General features: G+C 65.3%; 19 protein-coding genes and 1 pseudogene. 12 read left to right on the forward strand and 8 right to left on the reverse strand.

The genetic code is table 11. The features are described from left to right. Positions 1-51: 51 nt before the first annotated feature. From LRC39_RS13920 to LRC39_RS13935, 4 genes are all read right to left on the reverse strand, one after another. Positions 52-627 (reverse strand): TMEM175 family protein, encoded by a 576-nt coding sequence (locus LRC39_RS13920; RefSeq protein ID WP_346294686.1) that lies wholly within the window; start codon positions 625-627, stop codon positions 52-54. 38 nt (positions 628-665) lie between these two features. Beyond that, positions 666-1,946, reverse strand: coding sequence for an O-acetylhomoserine aminocarboxypropyltransferase (locus LRC39_RS13925; RefSeq protein WP_346294687.1), 1,281 nt, complete (start codon positions 1,944-1,946; stop codon positions 666-668). 93 nt (positions 1,947-2,039) lie between these two features. Then, positions 2,040-2,624, reverse strand: coding sequence for a CoA-binding protein (locus tag LRC39_RS13930; protein ID WP_346294688.1), 585 nt, complete (start codon positions 2,622-2,624; stop codon positions 2,040-2,042). 112 nt (positions 2,625-2,736) lie between these two features. Continuing rightward, a complete protein-coding gene (locus LRC39_RS13935; protein WP_346294689.1) occupies positions 2,737-3,564 on the reverse strand; it encodes an enoyl-CoA hydratase in 828 nt (275 codons plus the stop codon). 90 nt (positions 3,565-3,654) lie between these two features. On the opposite strand from LRC39_RS13935, the gene LRC39_RS13940 reads away from it, so the two are divergent. The 5 genes from LRC39_RS13940 to LRC39_RS13960 all read left to right on the forward strand — a co-directional run bounded on the left by LRC39_RS13940 (position 3,655) and on the right by LRC39_RS13960 (position 7,080). Further along, positions 3,655-4,083: a PaaI family thioesterase gene (locus LRC39_RS13940; protein ID WP_107344690.1), complete on the forward strand. Its 429-nt coding sequence runs from the start codon at positions 3,655-3,657 to the stop codon at positions 4,081-4,083. Between the two features lie 155 nt (positions 4,084-4,238). Further along, the gene (gene rplM, locus LRC39_RS13945) at positions 4,239-4,703 is read left to right on the forward strand and encodes a 50S ribosomal protein L13 (RefSeq protein ID WP_011158318.1); all 465 of its coding nucleotides are present in this window, start codon (positions 4,239-4,241) and stop codon (positions 4,701-4,703) included. A gap of 1 nt (position 4,704) precedes the next feature. Next, on the forward strand, positions 4,705-5,187 hold the full coding sequence (gene rpsI, locus LRC39_RS13950) for a 30S ribosomal protein S9 (protein WP_107344691.1): 483 nt from the start codon (positions 4,705-4,707) through the stop codon (positions 5,185-5,187). 277 nt (positions 5,188-5,464) lie between these two features. Further along, a complete protein-coding gene (locus LRC39_RS13955; protein ID WP_107355777.1) occupies positions 5,465-6,700 on the forward strand; it encodes a GGDEF domain-containing protein in 1,236 nt (411 codons plus the stop codon). A 77-nt stretch (positions 6,701-6,777) separates the two neighbouring features. Further along, positions 6,778-7,080 carry an antibiotic biosynthesis monooxygenase family protein gene (locus tag LRC39_RS13960; protein WP_011158321.1) on the forward strand — a complete coding sequence of 101 codons (303 nt, stop codon included), beginning with the start codon at positions 6,778-6,780 and terminating at the stop codon, positions 7,078-7,080. On the opposite strand, the pseudogene LRC39_RS13965 reads toward LRC39_RS13960, so the two are convergent. Then, positions 7,064-8,214, reverse strand: a pseudogene (locus LRC39_RS13965) (AI-2E family transporter). The gene LRC39_RS13960 and the pseudogene LRC39_RS13965 overlap by 17 nt on opposite strands. 256 nt (positions 8,215-8,470) lie before the next feature. Here LRC39_RS13965 and LRC39_RS13970 point away from each other — a divergent pair. Next, complete coding sequence (locus LRC39_RS13970; RefSeq protein ID WP_107355775.1) at positions 8,471-9,418, forward strand: septal ring lytic transglycosylase RlpA family protein; 948 nt, start codon at positions 8,471-8,473, stop codon at positions 9,416-9,418. A gap of 28 nt (positions 9,419-9,446) precedes the next feature. Here LRC39_RS13970 and LRC39_RS13975 read toward each other — a convergent pair whose 3' ends face one another. Further along, positions 9,447-10,394, reverse strand: coding sequence for an alpha/beta fold hydrolase (locus LRC39_RS13975; RefSeq protein WP_346294690.1), 948 nt, complete (start codon positions 10,392-10,394; stop codon positions 9,447-9,449). A 143-nt stretch (positions 10,395-10,537) separates the two neighbouring features. On the opposite strand from LRC39_RS13975, the gene LRC39_RS13980 reads away from it, so the two are divergent. The 6 genes from LRC39_RS13980 (at position 10,538) to LRC39_RS14005 (ending at position 16,773) form a co-directional block, all read left to right on the forward strand. Next, positions 10,538-11,779, forward strand: a complete 1,242-nt coding sequence (locus LRC39_RS13980) for a D-alanyl-D-alanine carboxypeptidase family protein (protein WP_346294691.1) — start codon at positions 10,538-10,540, stop codon at positions 11,777-11,779. Between the two features lie 2 nt (positions 11,780-11,781). Further along, the gene (gene tmk / locus LRC39_RS13985; RefSeq protein WP_107344698.1) at positions 11,782-12,474 is read left to right on the forward strand and encodes a dTMP kinase; all 693 of its coding nucleotides are present in this window, start codon (positions 11,782-11,784) and stop codon (positions 12,472-12,474) included. After that, positions 12,471-13,526, forward strand: a complete 1,056-nt coding sequence (locus LRC39_RS13990; protein ID WP_346294692.1) for a DNA polymerase III subunit delta' — start codon at positions 12,471-12,473, stop codon at positions 13,524-13,526. The genes tmk and LRC39_RS13990 overlap by 4 nt, the downstream gene beginning before the upstream one ends. 80 nt (positions 13,527-13,606) lie before the next feature. Continuing rightward, the gene (metG, locus tag LRC39_RS13995) at positions 13,607-15,151 is read left to right on the forward strand and encodes a methionine--tRNA ligase (RefSeq protein ID WP_346294693.1); all 1,545 of its coding nucleotides are present in this window, start codon (positions 13,607-13,609) and stop codon (positions 15,149-15,151) included. A gap of 4 nt (positions 15,152-15,155) precedes the next feature. Beyond that, positions 15,156-15,944, forward strand: coding sequence for a TatD family hydrolase (locus LRC39_RS14000; RefSeq protein ID WP_346294694.1), 789 nt, complete (start codon positions 15,156-15,158; stop codon positions 15,942-15,944). Positions 15,945-15,969: 25 nt separating this feature from the next. Further along, entirely contained in the window at positions 15,970-16,773 is an 804-nt protein-coding gene (locus LRC39_RS14005) for an MBL fold metallo-hydrolase (RefSeq protein ID WP_346294695.1), read from the forward strand. 232 nt (positions 16,774-17,005) lie between these two features. Here the strand turns inward: LRC39_RS14005 and LRC39_RS14010 are convergent, their stop codons facing one another. Together LRC39_RS14010 and LRC39_RS14015 are read right to left on the reverse strand one after the other, a co-directional pair. Continuing rightward, positions 17,006-18,655: an acyl-CoA synthetase gene (locus LRC39_RS14010; RefSeq protein WP_346294696.1), complete on the reverse strand. Its 1,650-nt coding sequence runs from the start codon at positions 18,653-18,655 to the stop codon at positions 17,006-17,008. Between the two features lie 54 nt (positions 18,656-18,709). Continuing rightward, complete coding sequence (locus LRC39_RS14015; protein ID WP_346294697.1) at positions 18,710-20,593, reverse strand: TRAP transporter large permease subunit; 1,884 nt, start codon at positions 20,591-20,593, stop codon at positions 18,710-18,712. Positions 20,594-20,596: the final 3 nt, after the last annotated feature.

Raw genomic sequence — 20,596 nt, forward strand, 5'->3', positions numbered from 1 at the left:
TGGCGGCCCCAGCGGCTTCGATCGCGGCAACGAATGCCGTCATGAGAGTTGCTATCGCCGCTTCTCGGCCCACGCGCTGATTGCGGGCGACAGGAACGCCAGCGGCCAGATGAATTTCGGCCAGTGCGGTTCGACCAGACAGACCAACGTCGCAAAGGTAAACAGTACGAACGAAAATGCCGGTGTCGCCAGCTTCAGCCAGTCGCCCCGCGGCGCGACCGCAAGTGCCCAGAGCGCGGTGTTGAACAGCGCGATCAGCCACAGGTTGAAGCTGTACAGCGTGGTGACGTTGGGCGAGTCGTAGTTGTTGCCGTAAAGGCCGCAGGTCACCGGCAGCAGGATGATCGACAACAGGAAGAACAGATTGCCGATCACCTCGCTGCGGCCAGCGTGTGTGGCGTAGGCCAGCCGCTGCTGGTGGCTGTACCAAAACATCCCGGCGACGATGAAGCTGAGCAGCAGCGTCGAGACGAAGGCACCGTAGACGTGCCAGATCTCGTGCCACTGCGGATCGCCGCCGGCGAACTTCTCGCGCGGCGCCTGGTAGGCGAGCAGCGTCATCGCGACGCCGAACACGGTGTTGCTGAGCGCTTCCAGCCGCCGCAGTTCGAAATGACCGCTGCTCATCGCCGCCTCCTCGACGACGCTGCTCCAGTGTTTCCCGGTCAGCCGCCGAGTGCCTGGTCGAGGTCGGCGATCAGGTCGTCCTTGTCCTCAATGCCGATCGACACCCGCACCATGTTGGGCGCGGCGCCGGCGGCGGTCTTCTGGGCATCGTCGAGCTGGCTGTGGGTGGTCGAGGCCGGGTGGATGATCAGCGACCGGGTGTCGCCGACATTGGCCAGATGCGAGAACAGCTTCAGATTGGCGACGAGATCGACGCCGGCCTGATAGCCGCCCTTGAGGCTGAAGGTGAACACCGCGCCGGCGCCCTTCGGCGCGTATTTGCGGGCGAGGGCGGCGTATTTGCTGGAGGCGAGGCCGGAGTAGTTGACCTCATCGACCGCCTTGTGGGTCGAGAGGAATTCGGCGATCGCCTTGGCGTTTTCGCAGTGCTTCTGCATGCGCAGCGGCAGCGTCTCGATGCCGGTCAGCAGCATGAAGGCATTGAACGGCGACAGCGCCGGGCCGAGATCGCGCAAGCCGAGCACGCGGCAGGCGATTGCGAACGAGAAGTTGCCGAATGTCTCCTGGATCTTCAGGCCGTGATACTCGGGACGCGGCTCGCTCAGCATCGGATACTTGCCGTCCTTCGACCAATCGAAGGTGCCGGCATCGACGATGATGCCGCCGAGCGAGTTGCCATGGCCGCCGAGGAACTTGGTGAGCGAATGCACCACGATGTCGGCGCCATGGTCGATCGGGCGGATCAAATAGGGCGTCGCCAGCGTATTGTCGACGATCAGCGGCACGCCGGTATTGCGCGCGACTTCCGCAATCGCCTCGATGTCGGTGATGCTGCCACCCGGATTGGCGATCGACTCGATGAAGATCGCCTTGGTCTTCGGCGACACTGCACGCTGGAAGCTGGCGACGTCGTCGGTGTCGGCCCACACCACGTTCCAGCCGAAGCTCTTGAAGGCGTGGGTGAACTGATTGATCGACCCGCCATAGAGTTTTCGCGCGGCGATAAATTCATCGCCCGGCTGCATCAACTGCTGCAGCGCGACGAGCTGCGCGGCGTGGCCCGACGCAGTGGCGAGCGCGGCGGTGCCGCCTTCCAGCGCGGCGACGCGCTCTTCGAGCACCGACGTCGTCGGGTTGGTGATGCGGGTGTAGATGTTGCCGAACGCCTGCAGGCCGAACAGCGAGGCGGCGTGGTCGGCATCGTTGAACACGTAAGACGTGGTCTGATAGATCGGCGTCGCGCGCGCACCGGTGGTGGGATCGGGCTGGGCGCCGGCATGGACCGCCAGCGTCGCGAATCCCGGGTTGCGTTCGGTCATGGTCGATCCCTCCGTACTCTGGCTGATGGTTGAGCTATCTGATCGGAACCCCGGATCAGGTCAAGCGCCGGCGGGGCAGCCGCGCTGCGGCGTTCAGCCCGCCTCGTTGCGGCTCTTCACGGCGCGGTCGGACGCGGCGGTATTGGCGCCGGCGACACTCTGACGATCGAGCGACAGCCGCATTCCCTTGACCGGAATCGGCGCGCGCTTGGCGCTGAGGGTACGCGAATTCACCCCCATCCAGGAGATCTCCGACGACAACCGGCCGTATTCGATCTTCGGGCAGCGATCCATCACCACCTTGAGGCCGGCAGCCTCGGCATTTGCGGCGGCTTCGTCGTTGCGCACCCCAATCTGCATCCAGATCACTTTCGGCAGCGGCGACAGCGACAGCACCTCGTCGACGACCGGCATCACATGCGCGGAGCCGCGAAACACGTCGACCATATCGAGCGGCCGGTCGATCTCCTTCAGCGACGCCACGAACGGCTTGCCGAGCAGGCTCTTGCCGACCTGTCCGGGATTGATCGGAATGACGTCGTAGCCGCGCTCGGTGAGATATTTGAACACGAAGTAGCTCGGCCGCACGTTGAGCGGCGATGCCCCGACCATCGCAATCGTCTTCACACCATTCAGGATCGCGCGGATGTAGTTGTCGGGGTAGCTGTCGTGGTTCATCTTAAAAGTCCGTCATTGCGAGGAGCGAAGCGACGAAGCAATCCAGCTTCCGGTGCTTGGCCCTGGATTGCTTCGCTTCGCTCGCAATGACGGGGCATGGTCGAAGGGCGGATCAACGATCCTTCCATTCCGGCTGGCGCTTTTCCAGGAAAGCGCAAATGCCTTCTTCGGCATCAGCGGCCATCATGTTCTCGGCCATCACCTGCGAGGCGTAGTGATAGGCGTCGGCGAGGTTGAGCTCGGTCTGGCGGTAGAACGCTTCCTTGCCGATCTTGATGGTGTGGGCAGATTTGCCGGCGATCTGCTCGGCCAGCGCGACCGCCGCCGCACGCTCGGTGCCGTGCGGCACCACGCGATTGATCAGGCCGATCTGGCGGGCTTCGTCGGCGCCGACCGGTTCGCCGGTCAGCAGCATGTGCATCGCGTTCTTGCGCGGCACGTTGCGGGACAGCGCCACCATCGGGGTGGAGCAGAACAGTCCGATATCGACGCCGGGCGTCGCGAAGGTCGCCTGCTCGGACGCGATCGCGAGATCGCAGCTCGCGACCAGCTGACAGCCTGCCGCGGTGGCGACGCCTTGCACCGCCGCGATCACTGGCTTGGGCAGTTTGACGATCGCCTGCATCATCGCGCTGCAGGCGGTCATGATCCGGGTGAAGCTGGCACGGCCGCGATCAGCGTCATTGCGATGTGCGGTCAGCTCCTTGAGGTCGTGGCCGGCGCAGAACGCGGGTCCATTGGCGGCGATCACCACGACACGCACGCCGTCATCGCGGCCGATCAGATCCAGCGCCGCGTGCAGATCGTCGATCATCTCCAGCGACAGGCTGTTGCGCGCCGCCGGTCGGTTCAACGTCAGCACTGCAACACCGCCATCGACGGTCTCGCGCAACAGAATCGGTGAAGGCTGGGTCGCAGCGAAAGCGGGCAACACGGTCATGGCGACGTCCGGGAACAAAATGAAGCGCTGGGAACGAGCGTCACCTTATTGTAACAAGCCGAACGAAGCGAGAGCAGGGGCGGGAACGACATGACACATGCGAGGATGGGCGTAGCCGAACTCGAAGAATTTCTGCAGCGCGAGTTCCCGCAGGCGTTCAGCCACGGTGACATTTCGATCGAGACCGCCGATGGTCGCACATCTCTGTTACGGCAGCGCTACAGCGACCGGATGCTGCGCCCCGGAGGCACCGTTTCGGGGCCGACCCTGATGGCGCTGGCGGATTTCGCCATGTACGTCGTGCTGCTGTCGGCGATCGGTCCGGTCGCGCTCGCGGTCACCACCAATCTCAACATCAACTTCCTGCGGAAAGGCCAGCCCGGCCAGGACGTGGTCGCGGTCGCCAAGCTGTTGAAGCTCGGCCGGCGGCTGGCGGTCGGGGAGGTGACGCTGCTGTCCGGCACCTCGCCGGATCCGATCGCCCATGTGACGTCGACCTATTCCATTCCAGTCGCTTGATGTTTTAGAAGGTATTATTGCACCTTATTTGTAACCATCTGGTTTGACAGGCGAAATTCAGGCCGGAAGGGATTGACGCGAAAGCGGTGCTTCTCTACAAGCGCCCGCAGTCCGGTGCTTCGTGCACCGAATTCCCCCTGTCATGGATCATTCTCATGAAGACGTTTTCGGCCAAGCCCGCCGAAGTCACGAAGAAGTGGGTCATTATTGACGCCACCGGTCTCGTGGTCGGCCGGCTCGCCACGCTGGTCGCGATGCGCCTGCGCGGCAAGCACCTCCCGACCTACACCCCGCACGTCGACTGCGGCGACAATGTCATCATCATCAACGCCTCGAAGGTGGTGCTGACCGGTCGCAAGCGCGACAACAAGGTTTACTACCATCACACCGGCTTCATCGGCGGCATCAAGGAGCGCTCTGCGAAGGCGATCCTCGAAGGTCGTTTCCCGGAGCGCGTGGTTGAGAAGGCGATCGAGCGCATGATCCCGCGCGGTCCGCTCGGCCGTGTCCAGATGGGCAACCTGCGCGTCTATCCCGGCGCCGAACACCCGCACGAAGCTCAGCAGCCCGAGAAGCTCGACATCGGTGCGATGAACCGCAAGAACATGAGGGCCGCATAAGATGTCCGAGACCATGCAGTCTCTCGACCAGCTCGCCGCGCTGAAGACCACCGTCGCTGCCGCGGACGCGCCGACCTACACCAAGAAGGTCGACAAGTTCGGTCGCGCCTACGCCACCGGCAAGCGCAAGGACGCGGTCGCCCGCGTCTGGATCAAGCCGGGCGCCGGCAAGATCACCGTCAACAGCCGTGAGGTCGAAACCTACTTCGCCCGTCCGGTGCTGCGCATGATGATCCAGCAGCCGCTGGTCGCCGCGGCCCGTGCCGGCCAGTACGACGTGATCTGCACCGTCGCCGGCGGCGGCCTGTCCGGCCAGGCCGGTGCGGTTCGTCACGGCATCTCCAAGGCGCTCACCAATTTCGAGCCGGAGCTGCGCAGCGTGCTGAAGAAGGGCGGCTTCCTGACCCGCGACAGCCGCGTCGTCGAGCGTAAGAAGTACGGCAAGGCCAAGGCCCGCCGCTCCTTCCAGTTCTCGAAGCGCTGATCTTTCCCGGTCTCGTCGGTCGATCCAAAGGGCGCCCTGCGGGGCGCCCTTTTTTGTTGCCGTTTGGAATGGCGCAAGCGGCCGGGGGCAGGCTTACCGGCGAGCGTGGCTTTGCACGCAAATTGTCGGCAATTTCCAGCGAGTTATCGGACAAATCGGACCTGTCGAACAAACGCGATTTCAATTCACCCGGAGTCAAATCGCCTGCATGAGGGGATCAGCGCCGCGCCCGCGGTGTTGAAATGCCATCACCGGAAGCCATCACCGAGTACCAATCATGTCGCTCGATATCTCGACACTGTTCCTTGTTGCGACTCTGATCTGCGCGCTGCTCGGCGTGATGCTGCACTATTTCGGCCGCCAAGAGAAAATCCTCGCCCTGAACTGGTGGGGAAACGCCTACCTGCTCGGAGCCATCACGGTGGCGCTGTGGACCATCCTCACGCCGGTGTTCGGCGAGGTGATCACGCTGGCGATGGCCAGCCTCGGCTTTATCGCCTGCGGCATGATGTGGAACGCGGCTCGGGTGTTCCATGGTCTGAAGCCGAACTGGCCGGGGCTGTTCCTCGGCGCGCTTGCCTGGCTTGCGGCCGTCACCAGCCTGCCGCCCGAACAGGACGCGCTGCGGATGACGATCGGCGCCGCGATCGTCGCCGCCTATGCCGGTCTGACTGCCAGCCAGCTCGCTGCCGAGCGTCGCAAAGCGATGCATCGGCGCTGGCCAACGATGGTGGTGCCGCTGCTGCATGGCGCCGTGCTGATGCTGCCGATCGTGTTGGCCGATCTGTGGCCGTCGCCGCATTCCGGCTTCGCCGGCAACGTCTGGGTGGTGCTGTTTGCCGTTGAACTGGTGCTGTACGCGATCGGCACCGTGTTCGTGATCTTTATGCTGGTGTCCGAGCGTTCGGTCAGCTTGCACAAGACCGCCGCGTCGCTGGACCCGCTGACCGGCATGCTCAACCGCCGCGGCTTCTCCGAAGCGTGCGCCCGGATGATCGAGCGCGAAGCGATCGCCGGCCGGCCGGTGTCGGCGCTGATCTTCGACATCGACCACTTCAAGTCGATCAACGACCGGTTCGGTCACCCGGCCGGCGACGAAGTGCTGAAGCTGTTTGCTGCCATCGTTACCAATTCGCTACGGATTTCGGACCTGTCGGGCCGGATCGGCGGCGAGGAGTTCGCCGCGCTGCTGCCGTGCCCGATCGACGAGGCGGTCACCGCGGCCGACCGCGTCCGCGAGGCGTTCCAGAATTGCGGTATCGAGGTCGACGACGCGCCGGTGGCGACCACGGTGTCGATCGGCGTCGCCGGCGGGCCGGCCGGTGTCGAGCTCGAGGTGCTGCTCGCCGCGGCCGACACCGCGCTGTATCAAGCCAAACGCGGCGGCCGAAACCGCGTGGTCGCAACCGTGGAGCAGCCGGTGTCGCTCGAGGAGAGCCGGCGCAAGGCTGCACAGGCACGCGAGCATCAGGTTGTCGCACGAGGCGGCGAGGTCGGGCAGGCGGTGGCCTAAGCGCTGCTTCCGACCGCTTCAATTGCGCCGCCCGGTGCGATAAGACGCTCGTCCCATCACGGACGAGGCGCACGCGCATGATCACCGAAATCGCACAGATCGACGTCAAACCCGGCAGCGAGGCCGACTTCGAAGCCGCGGTCGCCAAGGCGCGCGAGGCGTTCGGCCGCTCCAAAGGGTTCTGCGGCTTCGAGCTGCACAAGTCGATCGAGAAGCCGCAGCGCTACCGCCTGATGGTGAAGTGGCAGACGCTAGAGAACCACACCGTCGACTTCCGCGGCTCGGAGAACTTCACCGAGTGGCGCGGCCTCGTCGGCGGCTTCTTCGCCGCGCCGCCGGATGTCGAGCATACCGAGACGGTGCTTACGTCTCAGGCTTAATCGCAAGCGGTGCGGCGCCGGCCGGAGTGATCAGCTCGGCCGGTTCCTCGCCGCGCAGATGGTCGAGCACGACCCGGCCGATCGCCATCAGCGGCAACGCCAGCGCCAGCCCCCACAATCCGAAAACGATGCCGAGCAGGATCTGCATCGCGAACAGCGTGGCCGGCGGGATGTCGATCGCCTGACGCTGGATCAACGGCGTCAGGATGTAGCTTTCAAGCGCGTGAACGCCGAGGAACAGCACGAAGGCGCTGACCACGGCGATCCAGCCGGAGCCGATCGCGGCGAGCACGATGATCAGCCCGCCCAGAATCGCGCCCACGGTCGGGATGAAGGCGAGCAGGCCGGCCTGGATGCCGAGGATGAACGCTCCAGGAATTCCGATCAGCGACAGACCGGTCGCGGTCACGGCGAACACCGCCATCATGGTGATCAGCTGCGCCAGCAGCCAGCGTTTCAACATCTCGCCGGTGTCGGTGACGATGACGTCGGCTTGTGGCCGATAGCGCCGCGGCACCATCCGCACCAATCCGTTGCGATACACCGACGGCTGCGCCGCGAAGGCCAGCCCGAGAAACATCACGATGAAGAAGTTGCCGACGGCACCGATGGTGCCGAGGATCAGCTTCAGGGTCTGGCTGACGATCGCGCCGCCGCCGGAAGCGATCTCGCCGGCACTCGGCAGGTTGCGTGGCTGAACGGGTGTCGTGGTTTCGGGATGCGCTGCGCTTGGCGTGGTGTTGAGCTCAAGGAAGCCGGTATCGACGCCATTGCGCTCGAGGAATGCCTTCACGTTGACGATCTGCGTCTTGATCGTGCCGGACAGCGCCTTGGCCTGCTGGCTGATGGTGTTGCCGCCAAGAAACGCCACGCCGATCGTCAGGCTGGTCAGAACCAGGCAGATCAGCGCCAGCCGCAGGCCATGAGGCCCGCCGACCAGCTTGCCTGTGAGCTCGGTCAGCGCATTGAGGAAAACGCCGAACAGCACGCCGGCAAAGATCAGAAATAGCGTGCCGGCGAACTGCCACGACGCATAGAGCAGCGCCGCGAACGACACGGTTGCAATGCCCCGAGGGCGATCGCCCAAGCGAGATCTGTGCGGGACGGAGTGCGATCGAGAAGGGGGGCGGTCACAGGCGGTCCTTTCACTCTGCGGTGCAGTGTTCCGCGAATCGGCGTGCGGGGGCAAGCGTGCGATGAAGAGCGTTGGGTGGGGCAGCTGGTGGACCGAAAAAGCCTTAACCATCAATCGATCAAGTTTGACTGGTCCCATTTTCGCCGTGTTCGCTGTGCGATATGCTCCCAACCGATGCCGGAATGGGCGTGCATCGGTCGTGGCTGGGGAAGCGCCGAGTTGGGCGCTGGCTGCGGGAATGGTATTCGGGGACTCATGGGGATTCGCGAGCGAGATTCCAAAGGCCGTGCCGCGCGTGTCGTGGTCGCTGCGGGTGCCTGCCTTGTCCTTGCCAATTGTGCCCAGAACGGCCAATTCAGCCGGCTTGATCCGAAATACGGCGTGTCGTCGAGCCCGCGCGTGGTCGCCTTTGGCGAGCCCGTGCCGAAGGGCGGCGGCACCTATCGGGTCGGCAAGCCTTACGTCGTTGCCGGCCGCACCTACGTTCCTGAAGAGAATCCGCATTACCGCGCCGAAGGCTTGGCCTCCTGGTACGGCGATGACTTCCATGGCCGGCTGACGGCCAACGGCGAAGTTTTCGACATGGCGTCGCTGTCGGCGGCGCATCCGACCCTGCCGATCCCGAGCTACGCCCGGGTGACCAATATGGCCAACGGCCGGTCGCTGATCGTGCGCATCAACGACCGCGGACCGTACCACGGCAACCGGCTCATCGACGTTTCGAACAAAGCCGCCGAACTGCTTGAATTCAAACACAGAGGCACCGCGAAGGTGCGGGTCGAATATGTCGGCCGGGCACCGCTCGAGGGCTCCGACGACCGGCAGTTGATCGCGACGCTGCGCCAGGGCGAACCGGCCCCGGCGCCCACCGGCGTCCGCATCGCGTCGGCCAAGCCTTTCGTGCCGGACTTCGGCAGCGCGAGCGCCAGCAGTGGCGGCGGCCGGATCCACGGCAACATTCCGCTGCCGGAAGGTCGGCCATATTCGCTCGGCAACACCTCGATGGACGTCGCTTCGGTCGGCGCCACCACCGAAGTCTCGGCCTCGCGCAGCAGCCGCTCCAACCGGCAGGCGCTGGCGCCGAACCCGCGCGCGGTCTCTTACAATGTCGGCTCAGAAGAAGCCGATGCAGAGCCGGCCAGCGCGCCGGTCCGCCGCAACGACGAGATCGGCAACCTGCTGTCCGCCCGCGGCCTGTATTGAGCGGCGAGATCCAGTCGCTCAAATCGTCTCAGTAGTTCTCTTTCAGAAACGCGATCAGCGCCGCATTCACTTCGGCGGGCTTTTCCTGCTGGATCCAATGTCCGGCGCCGTCGATGATCAGCTTCTGTTTCAGATTCGGCAGCACCCGCTCGATCACGGCAAGATGCTTGCCGCTCATCTTGTCGGAAATCACCGGGTCGTTGCTGCCGGCAATGAACGCAGCGGGCTGGCGAATCTGAGCGCCTTGCCAGGGCGCGGTCAGCTCCCAGTTGCGATCGATATTGCGGTACCAGTTGAGGCCGCCGCGGAAGCCGCTCTCTTTATATTGCTCGGTGAAGAAGGCGAGTTCGGCCTCGGTCAACCAGCTCGGCAGCGGCAACGTGGCGGCTGACCGGCCGACGAAGCCGCGGCCTTCCGGCACGAACAGTGAGCGCGCCGGGTCGGCGAAGCCGCCGCACAGCATGCCCCGCATCGTTCCTGCGACATCGCGCTCGAATTCAGCCTCGGCGACCCCGGGCTTTTGGAAATACTGCCAATAGAAATTGGTGATACCGGCGGCGCGCAAGAGTTCCAGCGGCCGGCCCTTGCCGCGCCACGGCGGCGGCACGCTGAGGCCCGCGACCGCCGCGAACAGATCTGGCCTAAACTGCGCCGCGTGCCAGGCGACCGGTGCGCCCCAATCATGGCCGATGATCGCGGCGCGAGTCTCGCCGAGCTCGGCCACCAACGCCACCATGTCGCCCACCAGATCGAAGATGCTGTAGGCCTCGACCGCTTGGGGAGCCGAGGAACGGCCGAAGCCGCGCATGTCAGGCGCCACCACGTGATAGCCCGCGTCCGCGAGCGCGCCGATCTGGTGCCGCCACGAATACGACAGCTCCGGCCAGCCGTGGCACAGGACCACCAGCGGACCTTCACCCTGTTCACGCAGGAACAGTTCGATGCCATTGACTGTGACGGTGCGTGTGGAAGCCATGGTGTATCCGCCCTGATTGTTATTGAGTTTGTGTGGAAGCGAGCTTGCGCTCACGGTAGGATTGATCGTCCGTCACCACAATCGAAAACGGCCGCGCCGGTTGCACGGCCGGCGGTCGTAACGCTGCCCTGGAAATCCCGTCGATGGCCGTCCTGACTTCGCTGCTTTCTCCGCGCTCGTCCCTTTGGCGCGGCCTGTTGGCGGGCCTGATCGCCGTGGCGATCGGGGCAGGGCCGGTGACCGCCGCCAATCAGAGCGTGCAGGGCGCCAAGAAGGACGATTCCGGTTTCGAGGCTCAGGCGCCGAGCGCCATCCTGGTCGATGCCGAAAGCGGCAGTGTGCTGTTCGAGAAGAACGCCGACGAACTGCGCGCGCCGTCCAGCATGATGAAGCTGATGACGGTCGAAACCGTGTTTCATCTGCTCAAGGCCGGCGAACTCCAACTCACCCAGGAATACCGGGTGAGCGAGAATGCGTGGCGCAACGGCGGCGCGCCGGCCGGCGGCTCGACGATGTTCGCCGAGATCCACAGCATCATCTCGGTCGACAATCTGCTGCACGGCGCGATCATCCAGAGCGGCAACGACTCATGCATGGTGCTGGCCGAGGGCATCGCCGGCAGCGAAGCGGCGTTCGTCGAGCAGATGACCAAGCGGGCGCGCGAAATCGGGCTGACGCAATCGACCTTCGCCAACTCCACCGGGCTGCCGAACCCCGACAACAAGATGAGCGTGCGCGAGCTGGCGAAGCTCGCCCGCCACATCATCCTGACCTATCCCGAATACTACCCGCTGTTCGGTGAGAAGGAATTCACCTGGAACAAGATCCGCCAAACCAATCGCAATCCGCTGCTGAATGCGATGCCGGGCGCCGATGGCTTCAAGACCGGCTACACCAAGGAGGGCGGCTACGGCATGGTCGGCTCGGCGGTGCAAAACGGGATGCGGCTGATCGTGGTGGTGAACGGTCTCGAGGATGCCGACGACCGCGCCAGCGAAGCCAAGAAGCTGCTGGAATGGGGCTTCCGCAATTTCGAGTCGCGGTCGCTGTTCGCCAATGACGCCACGATCGGCTACGCGCGGGTGTTCGGCGGCGAGAAGCGCTACGTCCCGCTGACGCCGGCCGAGCCGGTCCGCGTGATGGTGCGCAAGAACGGCAGCGACAAGCTGATCGCACGGATCGTGTATCAGGGGCCGGTGCCGGCTCCGGTCGAGTCCGGGCAGCGGGTCGGAATGGTCCGGGTGTGGCGAGGCCCCAATCTGGCAGTCGAGGTGCCGCTGAAGGCGGCCGAGGCCAATCCGGTCGGCTCGACCATGCGGCGCGCGCTCGACGGCGCCAGCGAGCTGGCGATCGGCCTGGTGCGGGCCGGCATGGCAAAGCTCTGACCATGGTTCAAAAGAAGCCGACAAATCGTTCATTGCGCGGGCGCTTCATCACCTTTGAAGGTGGAGAGGGCGCCGGCAAGTCGACCCAAATCAGGTTGCTGGCGAAGCGGCTGGAGAAGGCGCGGCTGCGCGCGCTGGTGACCCGCGAACCCGGCGGCTCGCCCGGCGCGGAGGCGATCCGCAGCGCGCTGCTGGCGGGGATCGGCAAGCTGATCGGCGGTGCCGATGCCGAGGCGCTGCTGTTCGCCGCTGCCCGCGACGACCATGTTCGCACCCTGATCGAGCCGGCGCTGGCGCGCGGCGAATGGGTGCTGTGCGACCGCTTCTACGATTCAACCCGGGCGTATCAGGGCAAGCTCGGCGCCGTCAGCCTGGATCTGCTCAACGCGCTGCAGCAGGTGACGATCGGGGACATGAAGCCGGACCTCACCGTGATCCTCGATATTCCGGTCGAGATCGGGCTGGCGCGCGCCGCGGTGCGCCGCGGCAGCGAGACGCCGGACCGGTTCGAATCCGAGGCGATCGATTTCCACCGCGGCCTGCGCGAAGTGTTTCGCCAGATCGCCGCGCAGGAGCCGGAGCGCTGCGTGCTGATCGATGCCAACGCCGAGCCGGAGGAGGTCGCCGACCGGATTTGGCAGGCGGTACGCCTACGTCTGCTGGAGCCAGCCCGCAGCGGGGCGAAATCGGCATGAGTGCCCGCAAGGCCGCCTCGAAGGCAGCGGCGCCGGAAAACACCGTCCGGCATCCGCGCGAGACCACGGAGCTGTACGGTCACGCCGCCGCCGAGCAGGCGCTGCTCGACGCTTATCGCGGCGGGCGGATTGCGCATGCCTGGCTGATCGGCGGCGCGCAGGGAGTCGGCAAGGCGACTCTGGCGTACCGGATGGCGCGGTTCGTGCTGACGCATCGCGAGCCGCAATCGGACGCGGTGCAGAGCGCAGCCTCGTTGGCGATCGATCCCGATCACCCGGTGGCGCGCCATATCGCGGCCGAGGCCCATGGCGGGCTGCTGACGCTGGAGCGTTCGGTCAACGACAAAGGCGTGCTGCGCAACGTGATCACTGTCGATGAATCGCGCGAGACGATCTCGTTCTTCGGCGCTACCGCGGCGATCGACGGCTGGCGGGTGTGCATCGTCGACACCGTCGACGACCTGAATGCCAATTCGGCGAACGCGCTGCTCAAGGTGATCGAGGAGCCGCCGCAGCGCTCGCTGTTCCTGCTGCTGTCGAATGCGCCGGCGCGCGTGCTGCCGACGATCCAATCGCGATGCCGCAAGCTGATGCTACGCCCGCTCGCGACCGCCGACGTGATCGCCGCAGCGGCGGATGCGGCCGGTCTCGAGCGCGATGATCCGCAGCTCGGCGAAGCGGCCGCGGCGTCCGAAGGCAGCGTCGCGCGCGCGCTGATGCTGATGGGCGGCGGCGCGTTGTCGCTGCAGCAGACCACGACCGCGCTGCTCGACAGCCTGCCGAATGTCGATCCCCGCGCACTGCACGCGCTCGGCGACGCGATCGGCGGGACCGATCGCGCGACGCTGCAGGCCTTTGTCGATGGCGTCGACCGCTGGGTCGCGGCGCGGCTGCGCACGCCCGATCCGAATGCGGAACTGCCGCGCCTTGCACGGCTGGCGGAGGTATGGGAAAAGATCGGCCGCGCCGCACGCGACACCGAAGCCTACAATCTCGAGCGGAAACCGCTGGTATTTTCGGTGTTCGGGCTTCTCGCGGAGGCGGTGCGCTGACGCCGATCCGGCGATCGATCGCCCGGCATGGTCAGCGCCGCCGCGCTCAACCGATCCAGATTTGAAAGGCGTCCGCGCAGATGGCGCAGCGAAATTCATTCTACATCACCACGGCGATCTCCTATCCGAACGGCGCGCCGCATATCGGCCACGCCTATGAGGCGATCGCGACCGACGCGCTGGCCCGGTTCCAGCGTCTCGACGGCAAGGACGTGTTCTTCCTGACCGGCACCGACGAGCACGGCCTGAAGATGATCCAGACCGCGCAACGCGAGGGGATGACGCCGGCTGAGCTTGCCACCCGCAATGCCGGCCGCTTCCGCGACATGGATGATCGCTTCGGCATCTCCTACGACCGTTTCATCCGCACCTCCGAGGAGCAGCATCACGCGTCCGTCCAGGAAATCTGGAAGCGGATGCAGGCCAGCGGCGACATCTATCTCGACAGCTATTCCGGCTGGTACTCGGTCCGGGACGAAGCCTATTACGCCGAGGATGAAACCGTCGTCGGCGAGGACGGCGTTCGCCGTGGTCCGCAAGGCACGCCGGTCGAGTGGGTCGAGGAGAAGAGCTACTTCTTCAAGCTGTCGGCCTATCAGGACAGACTGCTGAAGCTCTATGAGGAGCAGCCGGACTTCATCGGCCCCGACGCGCGCCGCAACGAGGTGGTGAGCTTCGTCAAAGGCGGGCTGAAGGATCTGTCGGTGTCGCGCACCACGTTCGACTGGGGCGTCAAGGTGCCGGGCGATCCCGAGCACGTGATGTATGTCTGGGTCGACGCGCTGACCAACTACATCACCGGCGTCGGCTTCCCGGATGAATCCGACAAGAACTGGCATTACTGGCCGGCCGACGTTCACGTCATCGGCAAGGACATCATCCGCTTCCATGCGGTGTACTGGCCGGCGTTCCTGATGTCGGCGGGCATCCCGATCCAGAAGCGCGTCTACGCCCACGGCTTCCTGTTCAACAAGGGCGAGAAGATGTCGAAGTCGGTCGGCAACATCGTCGACCCGTTCAATCTGGCCGACCAGTACGGCGTCGATCAGGTGCGCTACTTCTTCCTGCGCGAGGTGCCGTTCGGTTCTGACGGCAGCTACAATCACGAGGCGATCGTCAACCGCATCAACGCCGATCTCGCCAACGACCTCGGCAATCTGGCGCAACGTTCGCTCACCATGATCGCCAAGCAATGCGATGGCAAAGTGCCCGAGCACGGCGCGTTCAGCGAGACCGATAGCGCCATCCTGGCGATGGCCGACGGCATGATCGCACAGGCGCGGACCGCGATGGCGACGCAGCAGATCCATCAGGCGCTGAATACGGTGTGGGCGGTGGTGGCCGAAGCTAATCGTTACTTCGCCGGTGAAGCGCCATGGGCGCTCGCCAAGACCGATCCGGCGCGGCAGAAGACGGTGCTGTACGTCACCGCCGAAGTGCTGCGGCAGATCGCGATCCTGGCGCAGCCGGCGATCCCGACCTCGGCGGCGAAGCTGCTCGACATCCTCGGCGTCGCGGAAGGTTCGCGTAACTTCGCGGCGCTGCCGACCCGGATCGTGCCGGGCACGCCGCTGCCGGCGCCGGCGCCGATCTTCCCGCGCTACGTCGAGCCGGCGGCAAGCTGACGCCATGCTGGTCGACAGCCACTGCCATCTCGATTTCCCCGACTTTGCCGACGACCTCGCCGGCATCGTCGCCCGTGCGGAGGCGAGCGGGGTGGGGCGGATGGTGACGATCTCGACACGGGTCAAGAAGCTGCCCGACCTGGTGGCGATCGCCGAGCGGTTTCCCAACGTGTACTGCTCGGTCGGCACCCACCCGCATCACGCCGACGAGGAAGACGGCATCACCACCGATGAGCTGGTGAAGCTGGCGCAGCATCCGAAGGTGGTGGCGTTCGGCGAGGCCGGGCTCGATTACTTCTACGAAATGGGCTCGCGGCCGGCGCAGGAGCGCGGCTTCCGCGCCCATATCGCGGCGGCGCGCGAGACCGGGCTGCCACTAGTGATCCACACCCGCGAGGCGGACGAGGATTGCGGCAAGATTCTCGAAGACGAAATGGGGAAGGGAGCTTTTCGCGCGGTGCTGCATTGCTACACCGGCGGCCGCGATCTCGCGATGAAGGCCATCGACCTCGGACTGATGATTTCCTTCACCGGCATTCTCACCTTCAAGAAGTCGCAGACGCTGCGGGATCTCGCCGCCGAACTGCCGGCCGACCGTGTCATGGTCGAGACCGACTCGCCGTATCTGGCGCCGGGAAAATATCGCGGCAAGCGCAACGAGCCCGCCTATGTGGTCGAGACCGCCAAGGTGCTGGCCGAGGTCCGCGGCGTGTCGCTCGACGAGATCGCCCGCCAGACGACCGAGAACTTCTTCCGCCTGTTCGGCAAGGTGCCGGCGCCCGCCGCCGCATGACGCCTTTGACAATCGGGGTCGCCGCATGACGCTGACGCTCACCATCCTCGGCTCGGGCTCCTCCGCCGGCGTGCCGCGCCCCGCGCTCGGCTGGGGCGCCGCGGATCCGTCCAACCCGAAAAACCGGAGGCTGCGCTGCTCGTTGCTGGCCGAGCGCATCACGCCGGAGGGTGGCATCACCCGCGTGCTGATCGACACTTCGCCGGACCTGCGCGAGCAACTGATCAGCGCCGACGTCGATCATCTCGACGCGGTATTCCTCACCCACGAGCACGCCGATCAGACCCACGGCATCGACGATCTGCGCTCGGTGGTGATGGCAATGAAGCGGCGCATCCCGGTGTATCTCAACCAATCGACCGGCGAGCACGTGCTGTACCGTTTCGCCTATTGCTTCAAGCAAGCGCCGGGCAGCTCATATCCGGCGATCCTGGAATCGCGCGAGATCGAGGCCGGCGACAGCAAGACGATCGCGGGCGCCGGCGGCGACCTGACCCTGACTGCGTTTCTGCTGAAGCATGGCGATATCCCCGCGCTCGGCTATCGCATCGCCGGCGCGGCCTACACGCCCGACGTCCACGACATCCCCGAACAGAGCTTCAGCGCCCTTGAAGGCCTCGACCTGTGGATCATCGACGGCCTGCGCTACAAGCACCACGCCAGCCACTTCAACATCGAAACTGCACTGAAATGGATCGCCCGCTTCCAGCCGAAGCGCGCCGTGATCACCAATATGCACGCGGATATCGACTACGAGACGCTGCGCAAGGAATTGCCTGAGGGCGTGGTGCCGGGGTTCGATGGGATGCGGCTGGAGATCGCGGGCTGAGGCCGGCACGCGTCCGGCCCTTCTTTTGTCATTCCGGGGCGCGCGAAGCGCACACCCGGAATCCATACGCCGCAGCGGTGCGGTTACGACGGACGCTCGTTGGCCGACGTCACTCATTAGCATGCACAGGGGTTATAGATTCCGGGCTCGCGAGCTTCGCTCGCGCCCCGGAATGACGAACCTGGGGTCTTTCCCAGTATGTCCCGTGCCCGCGCCGTTACGACGCTGCCTGCTACTCCAAAATCGCCTTCGCCGATTTCACCTGATCGCGCAGCATGAACTTTTGGATCTTGCCGGTCGAGGTTTTTGGGATCGACGAGAACACGATGCTCTTCGGCGTCTTGAAACCGGGGAGGTGTTCGCGGCAATAGGCGATGATCTCGGCTTCGGTGGCGCTGGCGCCGTCCTTCAGTTCGACGAAGGCACAAGGCACTTCGCCCCATTTCGGATCCGGCTTGGCGACCACGGCGGCGAACAGGATCGCCGGGTGCTTGTACAGCACGTCTTCGACCTCGACCGACGACACGTTCTCACCGCCGGAGATGATGATATCCTTGGAGCGGTCCTTGATGATGACGTAGCCGTCGGCGTCGAGCACGCCGAGATCGCCGGTGTGAAACCAGCCGCCGGCGAGCGCTTCCTTGGTGGCCTTCTCGTTCTTCAGATAACCCTTCATCACGATGTTGCCGCGGAACATCACCTCGCCGATGGTCTCGCCGTCGCGCGGCACTTCCCGCATCGTCTCCGGATCGAGCACGGTGACGCCTTCCTGCATCGGGTAGGGCACGCCCTGCCGGCGCTTCAGCTTGGCGCGCTCGGCGACCGGCAGATCGTCCCAGCCGGGTTGCTCGGCGCACACGGAGGCGGGGCCGTACACTTCGGTGAGGCCGTACACGTGGGTCAGCTTGATGCCGATGGTCTCGGCGCCGGCCAGTACAGCCATCGGCGGCGCCGCGCCGGCGATCAGGCCGACGACGGGCTTCGTCGCAACGCCCTTCGGCGCCTCGGGTGCATTGATCAGCGCGTTATAGACGATCGGCGCGCCGCACATATGGGTGACGCCGTGCTTCGGGATCAGCTCAAAGATCTTGGCCGGATCGACCTTGCGCAGGCAGACGTTGATGCCGGCCGCGGCAGCGATCGTCCACGGGAAGCACCAGCCGTTGCAGTGGAACATCGGCAGCGTCCACAGATACACCGGATGCTGGCCGAGATTGCCGGCAAGAATGTTGCTAACGGCGTTGAGATACGCGCCGCGATGATGCGTGACGACACCCTTCGGATTGCCGGTGGTGCCGGAGGTGTAGCCGAGGGAGATCGCATCCCACTCGTCCTCGGGGCGATGGCCGACGAAGGTCGGATCGCCGGAGGCAACGGCGTATTCGTATTCGAGCTCACCGATCCGGTGGCTGCCGGGAAACATCTTGTCGTCGACGTCGATCACCAGCGGCTTCGGCTTGGTCATCAGCTTCAGCGCTTCGGCGACGACGCTGGAAAACTCCGGATCGACCAGGATGATCTTGGCGCCGCCGTGATCGAGTTGGAACGCGATCGCCGCAGCATCGAGCCGGATGTTCAGCGCGTTCAACACCGCGCCAGCCATCGGCACCGCGAAGTGCACTTCGACCATCGCCGGCACGTTGGGCAGCATCACCGCCACCGTGTCGCCGCGGCCGATACCGCTACGGGTCAGCCAGGAGGCGAAGCGTCGGCAGCGCGCGCGGGTTTCTTTCCAGGTGTAGTGACGGCCTTCGTACACCACGGAGGTCAGCTCCGGATAAACGTTGGCGGTGCGCTCCAGGAAGCTCAGCGGTGACAGCGGCACGAAGTTGGCCGGGGTCTTGTCCAGACCGATGCTGTAATGACCTTGCGGGGTGCTCATGACGACCTGCCTCTCACTTCACGACGGCGCCGCTGCGTTCTCCCCGCAGCGCCTCTACAAGAATCCAATCGAAATCCACGGGATCGCCGCGACCACGATCAAGCCGATCAGCAGCGCCAGCATATAACCCCAGATCGGGCGCATGCCTTCGGCGGGATCGACGCGGCCGATCGCGCAGGCCGCATAATAGCCGACACCGAACGGCGGCGCGAACAATCCGATGCCCATCGCCAGGATCACCACCATGGCGTAGTGCACCTCGTGGATACCGACGGCGCGGGCGATCGGAAACAGCAGCGGCCCGAACAGCACGATCGCCGGAATCCCTTCCAGCACGCTGCCGAGGATCACGAAGGCGACGATCGACACCGCCAGGAACGTGGCCGAGCCGCCGGGCAGGCCGGTCATCAACGCCGCCAGTGCCCGCGAAAAGCCGGACTGCGTCAAGCCCCAGGCCATACCGGTGGCGGTGCCGATGATCAGCAGAATGGCCCCCGACAGCGCAGCGGTCTCGACCAGCATCGGCCGCAGCCGGCGCCAATCAAACTTGCGGTACACCAGGATGCCGACCACCACGGCATAGACGATGCCGATGGTCGAGACTTCGGTGGCGGTGGCGACGCCTTCGACCACGGCGGCCCGGATCACGAACGGCAGCGCCAGCGCGGGCAGGGCGACGACGAAGGCCTTGCCGATCTCGCTGCCGCGCGCGCGTTTGACGTGGCTGAGGTCTTCACCGCGATAGCGCCACCACACCAGGCCGCACAGCATGATCGCCAGCACCACGCCGGGTAACAGGCCGCCGGTAAACAGCGCCGAGATCGACACGCCGGTGACCGAGCCGATGGTGATCAGCACCAGGCTCGGCGGAATGGTCTCGGTCTGGGCGCCGGTGGCGGAGAGCAGGGCGACCAGATCGCCCGGCTTCGCGCCGCGTTCCTTCATTTCGGGAAACAGCACCGGCGCCACCGCCGCCATGTCGGCGGCCTTCGAGCCGGAGATGCCGGAGACCAGATACATCGCACCGACCAGCACGTAATGCAGGCCGCCGCGGACATGGCCGAGCAGGCTGGCGAGAAACGCCACCATCGCCCGCGCCATCCCGGTCATCTCGATCAGCAGACCAAGGAAGACGAACAGCGGCACCGACAGCAGGATGAGGTGGCTCATGCCCTCGTCCATCCGGCCGACCAGGATCAGCAGCGGTGTCGTGGTGGTCAGCGCCAGATAGCCGTAGATCGCCAAGCCGAAACCGAACGCGATCGGCACGCCGGCGAACACGCAGGTCGCAACCACGCCGACGAAGAAGATCACCAGATTGAGGTTGCCGAGCGGCTTGAACAGCGGCTGCGCCAGCCAGAACGCGCCGATCAGCAGCGCGACGGTCAGCGCCGCGCCGAACACCAGCTTGAGATCACCAAACCGGATCAGCCGCAGAGCCGCGAACAGCGCCATCAGCGCGATGCCGACCGGCAGCGCGGCGGCGCGCCAGCTGTTGGCGAGCGACAGCGCCGGCGTGGTGATGTAGCTCTCTTCGTAGGCGTATTCGTAGGCCGGTGCGGCGATCAGCAGCAGGAACGCCATTGCCGCGCAGATGCCGACCAGATCGAGCCAGGCGCGCAGGCGCGGGGAGGCCCCCGCCACCATCGCAGTCATCCGCATGTGCTCGCCGCGCCGGAACGCGACCGCCGCACCGAACATCGCCAGCCACAGAAACAGGATCGACGCCAGCTCGTCGGACCAGATCAGCGGACTGTGGAAGACGTAGCGAGATACCACGCCGGCGAACAGCACGACGACCTCGACGACGACCAGGATCGCCGCCGGAATCTCGACCATCAGGCCGAGCCCAGCCTCCAGCGCGCCGATCAGCGTCTTACGCTGCGGCGCGTGGAGCCGTTCACCGGCAGTGAGCTGGGAAGCGTCGGCGCTCGCCATATC

Source organism: Rhodopseudomonas sp. P1, from assembly GCF_039642825.1.
GTDB classification, from domain to species: Bacteria; Pseudomonadota; Alphaproteobacteria; order Rhizobiales; family Xanthobacteraceae; genus Rhodopseudomonas; species Rhodopseudomonas palustris_H.